The sequence below is a fragment of the Alistipes ihumii AP11 genome, from assembly GCF_025144665.1.
Taxonomy (GTDB): domain Bacteria; phylum Bacteroidota; class Bacteroidia; order Bacteroidales; family Rikenellaceae; genus Alistipes_A; species Alistipes_A ihumii.
Map to the genome: position 1 here is coordinate 50,088 of NZ_CP102294.1, position 14,941 is coordinate 65,028.

At 55.9% G+C, this 14,941-nt stretch carries 14 protein-coding genes and 1 tRNA gene; 9 read left to right on the forward strand and 6 right to left on the reverse strand.

The features are described from left to right. The first annotated feature begins 2 nt into the window (after positions 1–2). The 3 genes from NQ491_RS00215 (at position 3) to NQ491_RS00225 (ending at position 3,023) form a co-directional block, all read left to right on the forward strand. Complete coding sequence (locus tag NQ491_RS00215) at positions 3–434, forward strand: META domain-containing protein (protein WP_026089570.1); 432 nt, start codon at positions 3–5, stop codon at positions 432–434. Positions 435–982: 548 nt separating this feature from the next. Beyond that, positions 983–2,248, forward strand: coding sequence for a putative DNA modification/repair radical SAM protein (locus tag NQ491_RS00220; RefSeq protein WP_019245385.1), 1,266 nt, complete (start codon positions 983–985; stop codon positions 2,246–2,248). 13 nt (positions 2,249–2,261) lie between these two features. Then, entirely contained in the window at positions 2,262–3,023 is a 762-nt protein-coding gene (locus NQ491_RS00225; RefSeq protein WP_019245384.1) for a TIGR03915 family putative DNA repair protein, read from the forward strand. Between the two features lie 333 nt (positions 3,024–3,356). Here the strand turns inward: NQ491_RS00225 and NQ491_RS00230 are convergent, their stop codons facing one another. The 5 genes from NQ491_RS00230 to NQ491_RS00250 form a co-directional block, all read right to left on the reverse strand. Continuing rightward, on the reverse strand, positions 3,357–4,358 hold the full coding sequence (locus NQ491_RS00230; protein WP_019245383.1) for a GRP family sugar transporter: 1,002 nt from the start codon (positions 4,356–4,358) through the stop codon (positions 3,357–3,359). Positions 4,359–4,591: 233 nt separating this feature from the next. After that, the gene (gene rbsK, locus NQ491_RS00235; protein ID WP_019245382.1) at positions 4,592–5,524 is read right to left on the reverse strand and encodes a ribokinase; all 933 of its coding nucleotides are present in this window, start codon (positions 5,522–5,524) and stop codon (positions 4,592–4,594) included. A gap of 154 nt (positions 5,525–5,678) precedes the next feature. Further along, a complete protein-coding gene (locus NQ491_RS00240) occupies positions 5,679–6,830 on the reverse strand; it encodes a cytochrome d ubiquinol oxidase subunit II (RefSeq protein WP_019245381.1) in 1,152 nt (383 codons plus the stop codon). Between the two features lie 11 nt (positions 6,831–6,841). Continuing rightward, positions 6,842–8,464, reverse strand: a complete 1,623-nt coding sequence (locus tag NQ491_RS00245) for a cytochrome ubiquinol oxidase subunit I (protein ID WP_019245380.1) — start codon at positions 8,462–8,464, stop codon at positions 6,842–6,844. A 4-nt stretch (positions 8,465–8,468) separates the two neighbouring features. Further along, entirely contained in the window at positions 8,469–8,690 is a 222-nt protein-coding gene (locus NQ491_RS00250) for a DUF4492 domain-containing protein (protein ID WP_019245379.1), read from the reverse strand. 84 nt (positions 8,691–8,774) lie between these two features. On the opposite strand from NQ491_RS00250, the gene NQ491_RS00255 reads away from it, so the two are divergent. From NQ491_RS00255 to NQ491_RS00280, 6 genes are all read left to right on the forward strand, one after another. Further along, entirely contained in the window at positions 8,775–9,407 is a 633-nt protein-coding gene (locus NQ491_RS00255) for an HAD family hydrolase (protein ID WP_019245378.1), read from the forward strand. A gap of 303 nt (positions 9,408–9,710) precedes the next feature. Further along, on the forward strand, positions 9,711–9,908 hold the full coding sequence (locus NQ491_RS00260) for a hypothetical protein (protein ID WP_019245376.1): 198 nt from the start codon (positions 9,711–9,713) through the stop codon (positions 9,906–9,908). Between the two features lie 91 nt (positions 9,909–9,999). Next, positions 10,000–10,878, forward strand: a complete 879-nt coding sequence (locus NQ491_RS00265; RefSeq protein WP_019245375.1) for an LVIVD repeat-containing protein — start codon at positions 10,000–10,002, stop codon at positions 10,876–10,878. A gap of 360 nt (positions 10,879–11,238) precedes the next feature. After that, positions 11,239–11,313: transfer RNA gene (locus tag NQ491_RS00270), tRNA-Pro, on the forward strand. Positions 11,314–11,451: 138 nt separating this feature from the next. Beyond that, entirely contained in the window at positions 11,452–11,886 is a 435-nt protein-coding gene (locus NQ491_RS00275) for an Arm DNA-binding domain-containing protein (protein ID WP_026089569.1), read from the forward strand. A gap of 87 nt (positions 11,887–11,973) precedes the next feature. Continuing rightward, positions 11,974–12,960 (forward strand): hypothetical protein, encoded by a 987-nt coding sequence (locus NQ491_RS00280; protein ID WP_147524848.1) that lies wholly within the window; start codon positions 11,974–11,976, stop codon positions 12,958–12,960. 531 nt (positions 12,961–13,491) lie between these two features. On the opposite strand, the gene NQ491_RS00285 is transcribed toward NQ491_RS00280, so the two are convergent. Continuing rightward, entirely contained in the window at positions 13,492–14,763 is a 1,272-nt protein-coding gene (locus tag NQ491_RS00285; protein WP_157365662.1) for a cellulase family glycosylhydrolase, read from the reverse strand. Positions 14,764–14,941: the final 178 nt, after the last annotated feature.

Below are 14,941 nucleotides of genomic sequence, written 5' to 3' on the forward strand. Positions count from 1 at the left end.
TTATGAAGACTACAGTGCGTTTACTGCTGATTGCTGCGCTGGCCGTGTCGGTAGCCGCTTGCTGTTCCTGCCGCAAGGGCAGGAAAAATGCCAAGCCCTTGACGGGAACTACCTGGTCGCTCGTCGAATGGCAAGGACGGCCTTTTCAGGCCAAGGACAACTACCGGCTGGTTTTCGGTACCGAGGAGGGCCGGTTCGGCGGCCGTGGCGACTGCAATTCGATCATGGGCAACTATTCGGTGACCGACAAGGGCGGCATGAAAATCGAGTCTGTCGCCTCGACGCGGGCCTTTTGTCCCGATCAGGCGCAGGAAGACCGATTTATCAAAGAACTGGACCGTATCGACTCGTACCGTATCGACGGCGATCTGCTGATGCTGATGCGCGACGGCGAACTGCTGATGGTCATGCAGGCCCAGCCGTCCGCCGAATAGCGTTGCGTTCGGCTACGGGCAACGATAGGGCCGGGACCGGAAAAGGTTCCGGCTTTTTTGTGTCCGGGCCGCTCCGGTCGGCGATGTCCCGCGGACGATAGCATGAAGCGGGCGACGGCTCCGAGGTTTCGGGCATGCGGGGCGGAATGCTGCTTTTGCGACAGCGGACGGGCGGATGACTCGTTGCGAGGACCGGTTTGTTTCTCGTCCCTTGGGAACGACTTCTGCTTTTTCGTAGCATAAGGGCTTCGCATCGCTGGAGACATAGATATGGGGTGTTTACCCTGCCGGAGAACTTTTTCGCTCGTAGTGAGTCTGTTGTTTCATTCGTCCGGTATTCGGTTCGTTTTATGTTCTTGTCAATTAATTGTTTGCGCCTTTGTCTTTTCCTCGGAGCCGAGGCGGTTCCGGGCGGCACGACGGTCGCCCGTTTAGGGAAAATGTATTCTTCTGACTGTGTTCCGCTTATCTTTCCGCCCGATTTTTTCCGAGGAAAACGTCCGGGTCCGAAGCGGAAAATCCCTCCGGAATGCTTTTCTTTGTCTCGTATGAAAAGCGGTATTCTGGATAAGCTCACCGTGCTGGCCGAGTCGGCCAAGTACGACGTTTCCTGCGCTTCGAGCGGCGTGACCCGCCGTCACAGGGAAGGGGACGTGGGAAGCGCGTCGGGGTGGGGCATATGCCATACGTTCACGGCCGACGGGCGTTGCGTTTCGCTGCTCAAGATCATGCTGACGAACCATTGCGTCTACGATTGCGCCTATTGCATCAACCGCCGCAGCAACGACATCCGCCGGGCCTCGTTCACGGTCGGCGAGCTGGTCGATCTGACGATCGGGTTCTACCGCCGCAACTACATCGAGGGTCTGTTTCTCAGTTCCGGCGTGCTGCGTAACCCCGACTACACGATGGAGCGGATGGTCCGGGTGGTTCGCGAGCTGAGGACCGTGCATCGTTTCAACGGCTACATTCATATGAAGAGTATCCCGGGGGCGAGTGCCGAACTGGTGCACGAGGCGGGCCTCTACGCCGACCGTCTGAGCGTCAACGTCGAGATTCCGACCGACGAGAATCTGCGGCGACTGGCGCCCGAGAAGAACCATGCGAGCGTCTATGCGCCGATGGGCTATATTCAGCAGGGCGTGCTTGCGAGCGCCGAGGAACGCCGTCTGTTCCGCCACGCGCCCCGCTTTGCGCCGGCCGGGCAGAGCACGCAGATGATCGTCGGGGCGACCGACGAGAGCGACAGCCAGATTCTCAGGCTGGCTTCCTCGTTGTACGAGCGCCCGTCGATGAAACGGGTCTATTACTCGGGCTTTATTCCGGTCAACGCTTACGACAACCGTTTGCCGGCGCTCAAGCAAGCGCCGCTGGTGCGCGAGAACCGGCTTTATCAGGCCGATTGGCTGATGCGCTTCTACGGGTTCCGTCCGGACGAAATCGCCGATGACGCGCATCCGCAGCTCGATTTGGAGATCGACCCGAAGCTGGCGTGGGCTCTCCGTCATCCGGAGGCGTTCCCGGTCGACCTGAACCGGGCCGACTACGCCATGATTCTGCGCGTGCCGGGGATCGGCGTCAAGTCGGCCAAGCTGATCGTCTCGTCTCGCCGCTTCGGCCGCATCACGCTTTCGGCGCTGAAGAAAATGGGCGTCGTCGTGAAAAAGGCGCAGTACTTCATCGCTTGCGGAGAGCTGCCTGCGCGGACGATCAACGAGGTGCGGCCCGAGCATTTGCGACGGATACTGACGGCTAAGGTTCCGTCCCGCGCCGCGCTCGACGGCAGCCAGCTAACGCTTGCATTTCCCGAATAATGGAGTCGAACGCATGATTGTTTTCCGGTACGACCGAACGTTCGAGGGGTTGCTCACCGTCGTGTTCGACGCCTATTCCCGAAAGAGTTTTCCCGAGCGCCTGATCGGTCCGGGCGAGCCGGTCCCGATGTTCGCCCGGGAGGTGCTCGACTCGACGACCGATCCGGTCCGGGCGGAGCGGGTATGGAAGGGGTTGCGGAAGAAGCTGCCCCGGCGTCTTCGCAACATGCTCCTCCACGTCTGGTTGTCCGAGTCCGTAGGGGCCGACGAATTACTGCTGCGCTATATGCGTAAGATATTCGATTCGCCGGAACGGAAGTCGGCCGACTTCACCGACGCGGACGTGCTCGCCGTGCACGACATCGCCCGCACGGTTTCCCGCGAGGCGCACCATCTGATTCAGTTCGCCCGCTTGCGCAAGATGGCCGATGGTTCCTATTATGCTCCCGTATCGCCCAAGTGCAATGCGCTGCCGCTCGCTGTCGGTTATTTCCATGATCGCTTCGCCGACCAGAGATGGCTCGTTTATGATCTGAAACGGCGTTACGGTTATGCCTACGATTTGCACGAGGTCCGCGAGGTCGTTTTCGAAAGCCTTTCCGACGCTCCGTCCGAGCGGTTGACGGACGATCTGCTCGATGCCGACGAGCTTGCCTTCCAGCGTTTGTGGAAAAGCTACTTCGACGCGCTGGCGATTCCCGAACGGCTCAATCCTCGCTTGCAACGCCGGCAGATGCCCGCACGGTTTTGGAAGTATCTGATCGAAAAGGAGTAACGGCTACCCCGTGTTTCGTCTTATCGACTCGGTCGGCGGTTCTCCGGGTCGTTTTCGAAACGACCCGGAGAATTCGGTTTTGCAAGACGGGAGCGGTATGGGCCGTATGCGGACATTGTCTCGAAAAAGGAGCTCGGTTCCGGATTCCGTTACCCGGCTTTGATTTCTGCTTTCGGAAAACCGGCGGATTTTCGGTCCTTCCGACTTGCGGCCCTCTGTTATGGGGGACGGGCAGTTTGGCAATCGTGAATGCGGAAATCCTTCAGTCTGTGAAACCCATACAACGACGTACGGCCGTCGGAAGACGGCCGTACGTCGTTGCGTTTCGTCCGGCTACGCTCCGGCGTAAACGAGGAAGCCGAGTCCGATGACGAACAGGATGAACATCATTAGGTTCAGGCGTTTCGATACGGCCGGAGCGCTCCGGAACTCTTTCCATACCAGAATGCCCCAAAGCGCGGAGACGAGCGTCGCGCCTTGCCCCAGACCGTACGATATGGCCGCTCCGGCCTGTCCCGACGCGATCATGCTGAACGACTGGCCCAGACACCAGATCATTCCGCCGACCATGCCGACCATGTGCGTGCCTGCCGAGCCCCGGAAATAGCCTCCGATTCGGATCGGAGGGCCCTCGACCGGTCTTTTCATGGCGATCGTGTTGAAAATGAAGTTGCTGGCGAACACTCCGACTGCGAATACGAAAACCGCCGTGTAGGGAGTCAGCTTGCCGGCGGCCGGATGGGCGAAGTCGGTCAGGTCCATCGAGGCCGCGACGAAGCGGTAGAAGAACGCCATGATGATTCCGGCCGCGATGGAGATGCCGATCCCCTTGGCCGGTACTTTCTGCGTACCTTTCAGCATTTTCCGGTACGCCATGCCGTTGAGCACGATCGCCACGACGATCAGCACGACGCCGAGGAGGATAAACAGAGGCTGGCCTTTCGCCTCGCCGAAGTAGTTGACCAGCACGCCCAGCACGAGCGCCAGTCCGATACCTACCGGAAAGGCTACCGACAGCCCGCTGATTGCGATGGCGGCCGCCAGCAGGATGTTGGCGGCGTTGAACACGACGCCGCCCAGAAAGGCGCTGCCGAGGCTGTTCCGGTCGGCCTGAGCCAGATCGGGCAGAAAGCTGCGTCCCTCGCTTCCGATGCTGCCGAGCGTGAAGGCCGACAGAATCGAGAACAGCAGTACGCCGATCACGTAGTCCCAGTAGAAATACTCGTACCGCCACGTTTTCGAGGCCAGTTTCTGCATATTGCCCCACGAGCCCCAGCAAAGCATCGTCACGACGCAGAAAATTACGGCCAGCGTGTAATTGTTTACGATGTACATGGTTATTCGGTTTTTAAGGTTCGATCGATCTTTCTGGACGTCCGCTCGCTCGCCGTAGGGAGCCGGTTCGTCCGCCGTATTCCCGTTTTCGTTTCGGATGCGTGCGTTCCCGACGCCGTCGCGCCTGCATTCGCGCGCTTCGGATCATGCCGGCACGGTCCCGTCGGGGCCCCTCGTATTTCTTCCTGCGCTCTCAGGCCGATCTCTGCGATCCGAGAGGATACAGGGTAGTTTTATCCGTAAAACGCGTCCGTTTCGCTGCGGTACGGAGCCGACGCCTGTGCTCCCATGCGTGTCACGGAGATAGCGGCGGCCTTGGCGCCGAAACGGACCGCGTCGGTCAGGTTCCTTCCTTCCGATAGCGCTACGACCAGCCCGGCGTTGAATACGTCGCCCGCGGCCGTCGTGTCGACCGCTTCGACCCGATGGGCCGGGATCACCTCGCAACGTCCGCCTTCGCACAGCAGCGCTCCCTTCTTGCCGAGCGTGACGATCACGTGCCGCACGCCCGCCCGATGAATCGTCCGTGCGGCCTGCTCGGCCGAGCGCTCGTCCCTGACCGGGATGCCCGTAATCAACTCGGCCTCGGTTTCGTTCGGCGTTATCAGATAAAGATTTTTCAGCAATTGTTCCGACAGCGTGGCGGCCGGCGCCGGATTCAGCACGACCCGCTTGCCTCGCTCGGCGGCCAGCGATGCGACGTACTCTATGGTCGGCATCGGAGTTTCGAGCTGCATCAGGACCAGATCGCACGCGTCGATCGCCGCAAGGGCCTTGTTGATGTCCAGCGGCAACAGGCTGGCGTTGGCTCCCGATGCGACGACGATCGTGTTTTCGGCCCGGTTGTCCACCGCGATCAGCGCGACGCCCGACGGCTCGTGCGGGTCGGTGAAAACGAACGAGGTATCGATTCCCTCCTCGGCGAGCTGCTGACGGGTGGTAACGCCGAACAGGTCGTTGCCCGTCTTGCAGACGAACGTGACTTCGGCTCCGAGCCGTGCCGCCGCTACGGCTTGGTTGGCGCCTTTCCCGCCCGGGTTCATCAGGAACGTGCCGCCCAGAACGGTCTCTCCGGGCCGCGGCAGATGGTCCGTCTTGACGACCATGTCGGTGTTCGTGCTGCCGACCACCAGGATTTTGCCGGTTTTTGGCGTAGTGCTATTCATGTCGGATAATTTTTAAATTCTTTGCAGGAGATGTCGTATTCGGAACGACAGCAATTCTTTTGCCGCATCGGACGGTGAGACGCTCTATGGCCGAAAAACCGACGGGATTCGTACTGACGAAATGCGGCTTGTTATCCCGGATGCTCGAAGGACGTCAGTACGGATGATCCTCCTTGCCGAGCTCCTTCTCGGAGATTCTCACCCGGTTCATCGACCGCCAGACATACCAAATGTAGGCGACCACGAACGGGATGAGCAGCGAGACGATGCTCATCACATAGAGCGTGAACCGGCTCGAGGAGCTGTTGTAGATCGTCAGGGAGCTCTGCGGATCGGTCAGCGAGGGGTAGTAGGCCGTATCGTTGTACCCGGCTGTCAGCAGCAGACAGAGCACGGTCAGCACCGTGCCCGCGCCGGCGAACCAGATACCCCGGCGGCCCCGGCGGAACAGCCCCTCGGCGATGCCCCACAGCACAGAGAGGATACCTGCGACCAGCAGCACGAAAACGACCGGCATCGCAAGCAGGTTGTGCAGATACTTGTACGGCTCCTCGCTGATCCGGCCGCTTGCCGGATCGACCGCCCAGCCCCGGGCGAGCAGCAGCGTGACCAGAAAGGCCACGAACGTCGCGACGAATGCCGCCGCGTTCCAGCGTAGGTGACGCCGCGACCGGTCGAAAATGCTCTGCTCGTCGATGTTGTTCATGAAGTAGAGCAGGCCGAGTACGCGCGAAAGGAACAGAACGGCCAGTCCCAGCAGAATGTTGCGCGGGTCGGCCAGCGCGTCGAGTCCGTACCAGGGGGTGGCCCACTGCGAGATGGTGTTGAATCCGTCCGTGCTCGCGAAGTTGGCCCGGTCGACCGTGAACTGCGCGCCGAAGAACAGCGTGCCTACGGCCGTTCCGAGCAGGAAAGTCCCCGCTATGCCGTTGACGATCAGAAAGGCGTTGAACGTCTTTTCGCCCAGAAAGTTCGACGGCTTGCGTCGGTACTCGTACGAGACGGCCTGAATGACGAATACGAGCAGGATCAGCATCCAGACGTAGAAGGCCCCGCCGAAGCTCGTGCTGTAAAAGAGCGGGAACGACGCGAAGAAGGCTCCGCCGAACGTGACGAGCGTCGTGAACGTGAGTTCCCATTTCCGTCCCAGCGAGTTGACGATCAGGTTGCGTTCCGTTTCGGTGCGTCCGATCGTGTAGAGCATCGCTTGTCCGCCCTGTACGAACAGCAGGAAGACCAGCAGCGCCCCGAGCAGCGAGATGATGAACCACCAGTAGTGTTGCAGGAAAATATGTACCGTATCCATAGCTCTTTCCGTTATTGGTTGTCGATAGAGGTTCGTTCTTGTGCGGCGTGCGCGTCGGGGGGCTCGGGCCCGATGCGGATTTGCCGCGTCATGATCATCAGCTCGGCGATCAGCAGCGTCGTGAACAGCACGACGAACAGGAAGAAGGCCGTTATCAGCGAGCCGGTGTTGATTCTCGAGACGGAGGCTACGGTCGGCAGCAGGTCCTGAATGGTCCACGGCTGGCGTCCTACCTCGGCGACGATCCAGCCCGACACCGACGCGAGATAGGCCAGCGGGATCGACCACAACATCGCGTACAGCATCCACCGTTTGCCGGCCAGCGTGCGCCGGTAGCAGAAGAACAGGATGGCGGCGAACAGCAGGATGAAGTAGCCGCCCAGAGCGACCATCACGCGGAACGAATAGAAGACCGTCGGCACGTTCGGAACGACGTCGGTCGGCTCCTTGAGAAATCCGTATCCGATCGAAGCGAACTGCTTCTCGATGAAAGCCTTTCCGGCGGGATCGTCCGGATCGAACAGCTTTTCGAATCGGGCTTGCTCCTGCTCGTCGCCTGTCCGGCGTGCCTCGCGGTAGCCTTCGAGCGTCTCGAGGGCCTCCCGTCCGAGTTCCATGCGCTGCTCGGTCGACGGAATGCCGTACTTTTCGTTACCGTATACCAGATCGTTGATGCCCGGAACGAAGGCGTTCGCGTCGCGGAAAGCCATCAGAGACAGCATTTTCGGAATTTCGATCCGGAATGCGAACGCGCTGTCGTCGCTCGTGCGGACGGTCCTGTCGACCGGTCGGAGCGCTCCGACCGCGACCAGTCCCGCCTCTTGGCGCCCGTCGTAGAGGGCTTCCATGGCCGCCAGCTTCATCGGCTGCGTCCGGGCCACCTGCACGGCCGAACCGTCGCCCGTCATCGCGGCCATCAGCGAGAAGAACAGCCCGAACACCGATGCGACGACGATGCTCCTGCGCGCGAACAGCTCCTCGCGTTTGCGCAGCAGATACCATGCGCTGATGCCGACGACTACGACGGCCGACAGCACGTAGGCAGACGTGACCGTGTGGAAGAACTTGTTGATCGCCACCGGCGACAGCACCACGTCCCAGAACGAGGTCATCTCCTGACGGGCGGTCTCGACGTTGAACGTCGTGCCGACGGGCGACTGCATCCATGCGTTAGCTACCAGAATCCACAGCGCCGAGAGATTGGCGCCGATGGCCGTGATCCAAGTGGATGCCAGATGAAAGCCTTTCGATACCTTGTTCCAGCCGAAAAACATCACGGCGAAAAACGTAGCTTCCAGGAAAAAGGCCATAATGCCCTCGATGGCCAGCGGGGCACCGAAAATGTCGCCGACGAAATGGGAGTAGTTCGACCAGTTCGTGCCGAACTCGAACTCGAGGATCAGGCCCGTCGCCACGCCGATCGCGAAGTTGATCGCGAAGATGCGGATCCAGAATTTCGTCGTGCGCTTCCAGAAGGGATCGCCCGTGCGGTAGTAGAGCGTTTCCATGATCGCGCAGATGAAACCGAGCCCGAGCGTCAGCGGCACGAACAGCCAGTGGTAGATCGCCGTCATCGCGAATTGCGCCCGCGACCAGTCTACCACGTTCATCAGATCGGTAGAGGTAAGTATCATATCGTTAAGGTTTAGAATCCAGCATTCGTTCGATCACGTAGTCGCCCTTTTGCCGCTCGTTTTCGAACCCGCCGAGCGTGTCGGGAAAGAAAAAGAGCTTCAGGATGCCGAACATGATAAGCAGCTTGAGCAGCACGACCGCCCACAGCGTGCGTCCCAGCGTCATGGCCCGGAAGCCGTCCGCGTAGAAGCGGTAGACTCGGTATATCGGATTGCGGTTCGTCATGTGCGGTGCGGTATGGCGTTTGTAAATCAAATATATGAATTATTTTGAAATTGCGTATCTTTGTATGCCACCAACTCAAAATGTATGAAAAAGTTCCGGACCATCGTGTTCGATCTGGGCGGCGTGCTGATCGACTATAGTCTCGAGCGTTCGATCGAGGCTTTCCGCAGGATAGGATACGGACAGATCGAAACGCTGATCGATCCCTACCGGCAGTCGGGCGTGCTGTTGCAGCTCGAAAAGGGCGAGGTCGGCCCCGAGGCGCTCTACGACGAGATTTCGCGTTCGGTAGGCCGTCCGGTCGATCCGAAGGCGATCGACGCGGCCTTGTGCGGCTTCCTGCTCGACATACCCGACTACAAACTCGACATGTTGCTCGATTTGCGTCGCCGGGGATTCCGCCTCTTTATGCTCAGCAATACCAATACCATTATGATGACCTATATGAAAAACGGGGTATTCCGCAAGCAGGGACTGACGATCGACGCCTATTTCGACCGGCTGTTCCTGTCGTACGAGATGGGATTGGTCAAGCCCGGGGCGGAGATTTTCCGTCGGATGATCGAGTCGTCGGGCATCGTTCCCTCCCAGACGCTTTTCATCGACGATTCGCAGGCTAACGTCGATACGGGGAAGGCTTGCGGATTCGATACTTATCTGGCGGCCCGGAACGAGGATTTCCGGCCGTTGTTCGACCGCATCGAACCGCTGGTTTGAGTCGGCAGACATATCGTAATGGCTTTGGAAGAATGAGTTAGGAAAGCTAAAAGCCGGGAATATAGTACGGCGTACTATGTTATCGATATATTCAAGTATCCCGTTCTGTCTTCGGTGAGAATACGGAAGAAGTCATAAGAAAATACCGATATGGAAGGTGAACCCAAGCTAATGGACAAGGTCTTCGACAAATTTGCCCAGTGGGCGGATTGGAGCGAAAAGGACCCGGTAAGAGAGATCATATTCGTTATCTGTACTCATATTGTCGGGCTACTGCTCATCATATTGTAGCCCATAATCGCAATGATTGCGGCCCGCTCGTACACCAACGCACAAAGGGAGCAGGAAGCCAAAGAAGATGAGGAACTATTAGAATGGTGGAGAAGAGAAAGGGAGGAAGAATACGTAAAATGGGTGAGAAGCAATGGCAGGTACAAGGGTGAGGATGAGTATGAGGACGAGGATGAATATGAATATGAATATGAAAATAAAAGGGGATAAAGGGAGTAGCTACGGGAAAAACGAAAATGAACGATGAGACGAGCAAACCCGTCTCATGGATAAGATAATTTACCTTTAAAAAGAAAACGATATGAAAAAAAGCTTTCTTTTCGCGATTCTCGCTTGGGCGCTGACCGGCTGCGCCGAACGACAGGCAGATTCTGCGCCTGCCGTGCTGACCGACCGGATACGGTTCGCTGAGGCGGTATTTCCTTCGGACGGAAAGCTGCTCGTGGGCAGTTTCGGGTCGAGCGAGCTCGACCCGCTCAATACCGAAGGAAAAGGGTATGTGCTGGAATTCACCGATACCGTCTCGCGCGTGCTGATTCCCTCCGACGGCAATCTGTCGGCTCCGAAGGGCATGCTTGTCAAGGACAGCTGCCTGCTGATCGCCGACGTCGGCAAGCTGGCCGTGTACGATCTGCGCGATACGGCGGCCGCTCCTCAGATCGTCCGTTTCCCCGACGGAGAGCTGTACGTCAACGACATGGCCCTGCATGGAAATACGCTTTACGTGACGGTGACCAACACGGGAAGCATCTATTCGCTCGACGTGACGCGCCCGTATGCGATCGACACCGCCTCGCTCAAACCGTATGTGACGATTCCCGGAGCCAACGGCATCGCGATTCGCGGCGATACGATGTACGTCGCGTCCTATCCGCCCGACGGCGTGACGACGCCCGACAATGCGATCTATTGTATCGAAAACATTTCGGCGCCTGTGGCGACCAAGCTGTTCGGCCGGCCGGGGCAGTACGACGGCCTGGCGTTGAGCGCCGACGGCAGCCGCCTCTATTTTACGAATTGGGTCGATTCCGAGGTGGGGTACTACGATTTCGCGGACAAACAGGTTCACCTGCTCGATCCCGGCGTAGCGATCGGTGGCCCGGCCCGGTTGTCGCTCGACGGGGACCGGCTCTATGTTCCCGATCTGCCCGGAAGCCGCGTCGTCATTCTGCCGCTCTGAGATTTTTCCCATGCGGCAGAACCGTCGCGGTTCCGCTGAAGGAGTGCGGTGGCACCGGTCCGTTTCGGTTTTTCGGTTCGGGACGGTTTCCTGAATGCCGCTTTACGGCCGGGAGAGGGCGGGGCTGTGTGTTTGGTTCCTGTTCGAAGGTATGTGTCGTCTCGGTGCGGAAACGGCGTTTTCTGACACTTCGCCGTCCGTATGTCCAGCGACATGCCCGTTTGGAAACCGGCCGGCGGATTCCGTTGCGGCCGGGACAGGGGGATGTTTGCGGCGGTCGTGCCGGCGTTTGTTGGTAAATCCCGAAAAACGTATTACTTTTGCACGGTTCGTTTCCGGACGGCGGACGGATTTTCAGTTCGGGGTGTAGCGCAGCCCGGTTAGCGCACCTGCTTTGGGAGCAGGGGGTCCCAGGTTCGAATCCTGGTACCCCGACAACGGAGAAAAGCCTTTCAGACTACTCTGAAAGGTTTTTTTGTATCTTGTCGCAGCCGTTTCGATTTTGCCGATTTTTGCTCGGTTAACACGTTTTTCAGCCATTTATGTTAACCAATGTGTCAACCAAACGACACCATGAAAGCAAGCACCGAGGTTGTTTGTTACAAGTACAAACCATTAAAAGACGGCACACTTCCTTTAATGCTCCGAGTTACGAAAGACCGCAAACGCAAATACGTTTCGCTCGGCCTTTCCCTGCCCGAAAAGTTTTGGGATTTCGAAAAAGGCAAGCCCAAACGCAACTGCCCCAACAAGGAACGAATCGAACGGCTGATAGCCGCAAAAACGGCGGAATACAACGACCTTATTGTCGAAATGACCGCCCAGCAACGCGAGTACACCGCCGATACGTTAGTGTCGCACTTTCGGTCGCAGACACAATGCGGGAGCGTCGTTGAATTATACGACAAGCTGATTACCGACATGAAGCGGGAAAAGCAACTCGGCAAAGCAGAGGTTTACAAATACTCCCGCGCATCGCTACTGTTGGATCTGCATGCAATTTGCTGAAAATTACAAAGAAAAAAAATGCTCATTGTCACATAAAAGAAAAATACATATATTTAAATCACTATTTACAACTCAATAACCCATATTATGACTTATGCAATTTATTTCGGATTGGCTTTCATACTTTTTTTAATTCAAAACTGGATTGGTAGTCGCTCATATTCAAAAGGATATGTGCGATTTTCATTACTTGACGAACAAGATGAAGCCATATCATTCAATTATGCAGTTAAAGTCTTTGGGCCTTTAGTCTATTTGATTTTATGTGTAGCAATACTACAATATTTTCAATTAAACGAATATGTAAGTAATATCATATACGTAATATATTTTTATATAATACTACGTCTACTAATCATAATCTTATATGGTAGAGGACGCATCGTAAATTGGTGGATAATATCTATTTACTACTTATCAATTATTCTAATAGCATACATATTTTGCCAAACATTTATTGATAAAGTAAATGATATTTTACCAGACTTTTCAGAATTAAAAAATGAGATATGGTTACTCATAATCATTTTTATATATCAAATTGGCAATAGCACCCAAGAATCTACACCTGCTAATCAAATATATGAACCAACATTAGCTTATCTCCCTGAATTGAAAAATCGAAAGAAAAAATACATACTAAGGAATTATACAAAATTTAGTAAAAAATATTCTTCTTTATTACCAGACAATCCCAGCCTCCAAATTGTAATAATATCCATATTAATATTTGAAAACTTTAATAAGCCTCAATTTATAAGATTATTAGAAAGAATATGGGTTAGAGTTAGCAATAAACCAGCAACGCAAGGAATTATGCAAATTGCGCATAGCAAGCCGTTATCAGATATCGAAAGTGTACGCATTGGATGTTCCAGTTTAAACCAGAAATATCTTGACAATAAAGACTCATATAAACCATTTCGCCGCACAATAAAATATCATTGCCCTGATAGAAAATATATTCGTCAAATATTATTCATTTCAAAAGCTATTATTGATAATACCACAACTCAAAGGTCATTTAATGATTTATATTCAGAAATAACTGACGAGTTCTCTTTATATGATTGATTTGGAGTTAAATTGCGTCGTATCTTAAAGAATAGGGAAAGAGGGCCGAAAAAATGCGGCGTTTTCTTTTGACACCAGCAATACTGTACTAATTCACTTAATTATTAACCTGCATTGGGATTTCACAAATGTGTCAACCAATGTGTTAACCGAGAAATAACGGTAAAAGCGAAAAGAAGTCAATATGTGCGTTAGAATGTGTTTGAAAGGCGTTTTTATACAACACAAGCCATTTAGCGTACCTGCTTTGGGTGCAGGGGGGCAGGTTCGAATCCTGGTACCCGACAACGGAGAAAAGCCTTTCAGACTACTCTGAAAGGCTTTTCTCCGTGTGGATGTGACCGCCGCATATCGTCGTTTTTCGCTCGGGTTACACCTTTTTTGCCCGTTTGTGTAAACTGAGATTTACCGGATGAGAAAGTGTCGATAGGTGGCTTCGGGTAGCTTTTCCTGTACGGTCGGAGTATGCGACAGGGCCGGCAACGAAAAATTGCCGGCCTTGTTCGATAGTCATCCGTATCGTGTTTCTGCCTATTCTCCGTGCAGGGCCGCGTCTTTTTGCTTGTATTCGCGGATCAATTCAAAAATGTAAGGGCCGCGTTCGGTCGGCGTGCAGCTTTGCTCGATGTTGCCTCGCAGCGAGAAATTCCAAAACAGGGAGAGTTGGACTCCGGCTTTGAGGAACGCTTCGAAGAACGGAACGTATTCCTCGCGCGATCCGCGGATCGCCCCGAACTCGCCCATTACGTATACCTTGCCCAGCGATCGGGCCGTTTCGACGGCGATGGCGATCTGCTCGTCGAGGGAGACCTTGCCCAGATCGGCAAACTGGCGGCCGTGCTGGTATACGTGCTCCGAGACGGTTTCGATCGGTCCCGGATTCAGTATGCGGCTGATCTTGCGGTATTGTTTCGTGTCGTCGATTGTCATCCGGTCGCGGGTATACTGATTGTACTGGGTTTCGCGCAGGATCGCGTTGCCCGAGAGCAGCATTCTGCGGTCGGGATCGAGCCGGCGGACGATGCGCGTGAACGTGCGGTAGGCGTAAAGGATATCCTTGCCCCTGATCCGCCAGTCCGGATCTTCCGTCCCGAAAACGTCACGCCAGTCGGGCGGGTCGGCCTGGGTATGGCGCTGGGCATATTGGGGCAGGTCGGCGTGCAGGTTGAACTCGTTGCCGAACTCCCATGCGAAGATGCTTTTGTATTCCCTCAGGGATGTGACGATGTCGGTCGTGTAGGCTTTCAGGAACTCTACCGTTTTGCTGCCCGGCCTGCCCCAGCTGCGGAGCGGCTCGCCGAAATATTCCGGCACGGCGGCATAATGCCACATCAGGCAGGGGATCAGTCCGATTTCCAGTTCCTGCGCGCGGGCCGCGATCTGACGCAACGCATCGATATAGGCGTCCCGGTCGGTCATGTACGAGGCTCCGAGCTCGGCGCTGTAATAGATGCCGCAGTTGAAGCGGATGAGGCCGATCCCTTCTTTCTTGAGCAACTCGAGCGTTGCGAAAGAGTCCGACAGGTCGATCCGCAGTCCGTCATCTGTGAATTTGAGCGCGCAGTTGAACAGGTCGTAGCAGTTCATGCCGATGTCGCGGTACTTGTGCCCGGCAAGGAAAATGGTCGGCTCGCGGTTCGGGTCGTCTTTCGCCCGCTCGACATAGAGGCCCTTGCGCGCCCCGGAATCGTTCCAATAGGTTTGTACGGTTTCGTTCGCTCGCGAGGCGGAAGCCGCCGCGAGACAGGGACCCGCCATGGCCGCTATGGCCAGTACGGATCGGTAAAGCATTCGTTTGGTCATTTCCATTTGGGTTTTCACAGCAAAAATAAGACACCCGGGCCGTAGGAGCAAGGCTGCGGCCGGCTTTTTCTTTGCCTTGACAGCGCTGCCGGGCGTTTCGTCAGGTGGTTTTATTGATTGTCTGAGGCTTATGCGATACGGGAAGCGCCTGCAACCGAACGGTTTCGGCGGATAGTCG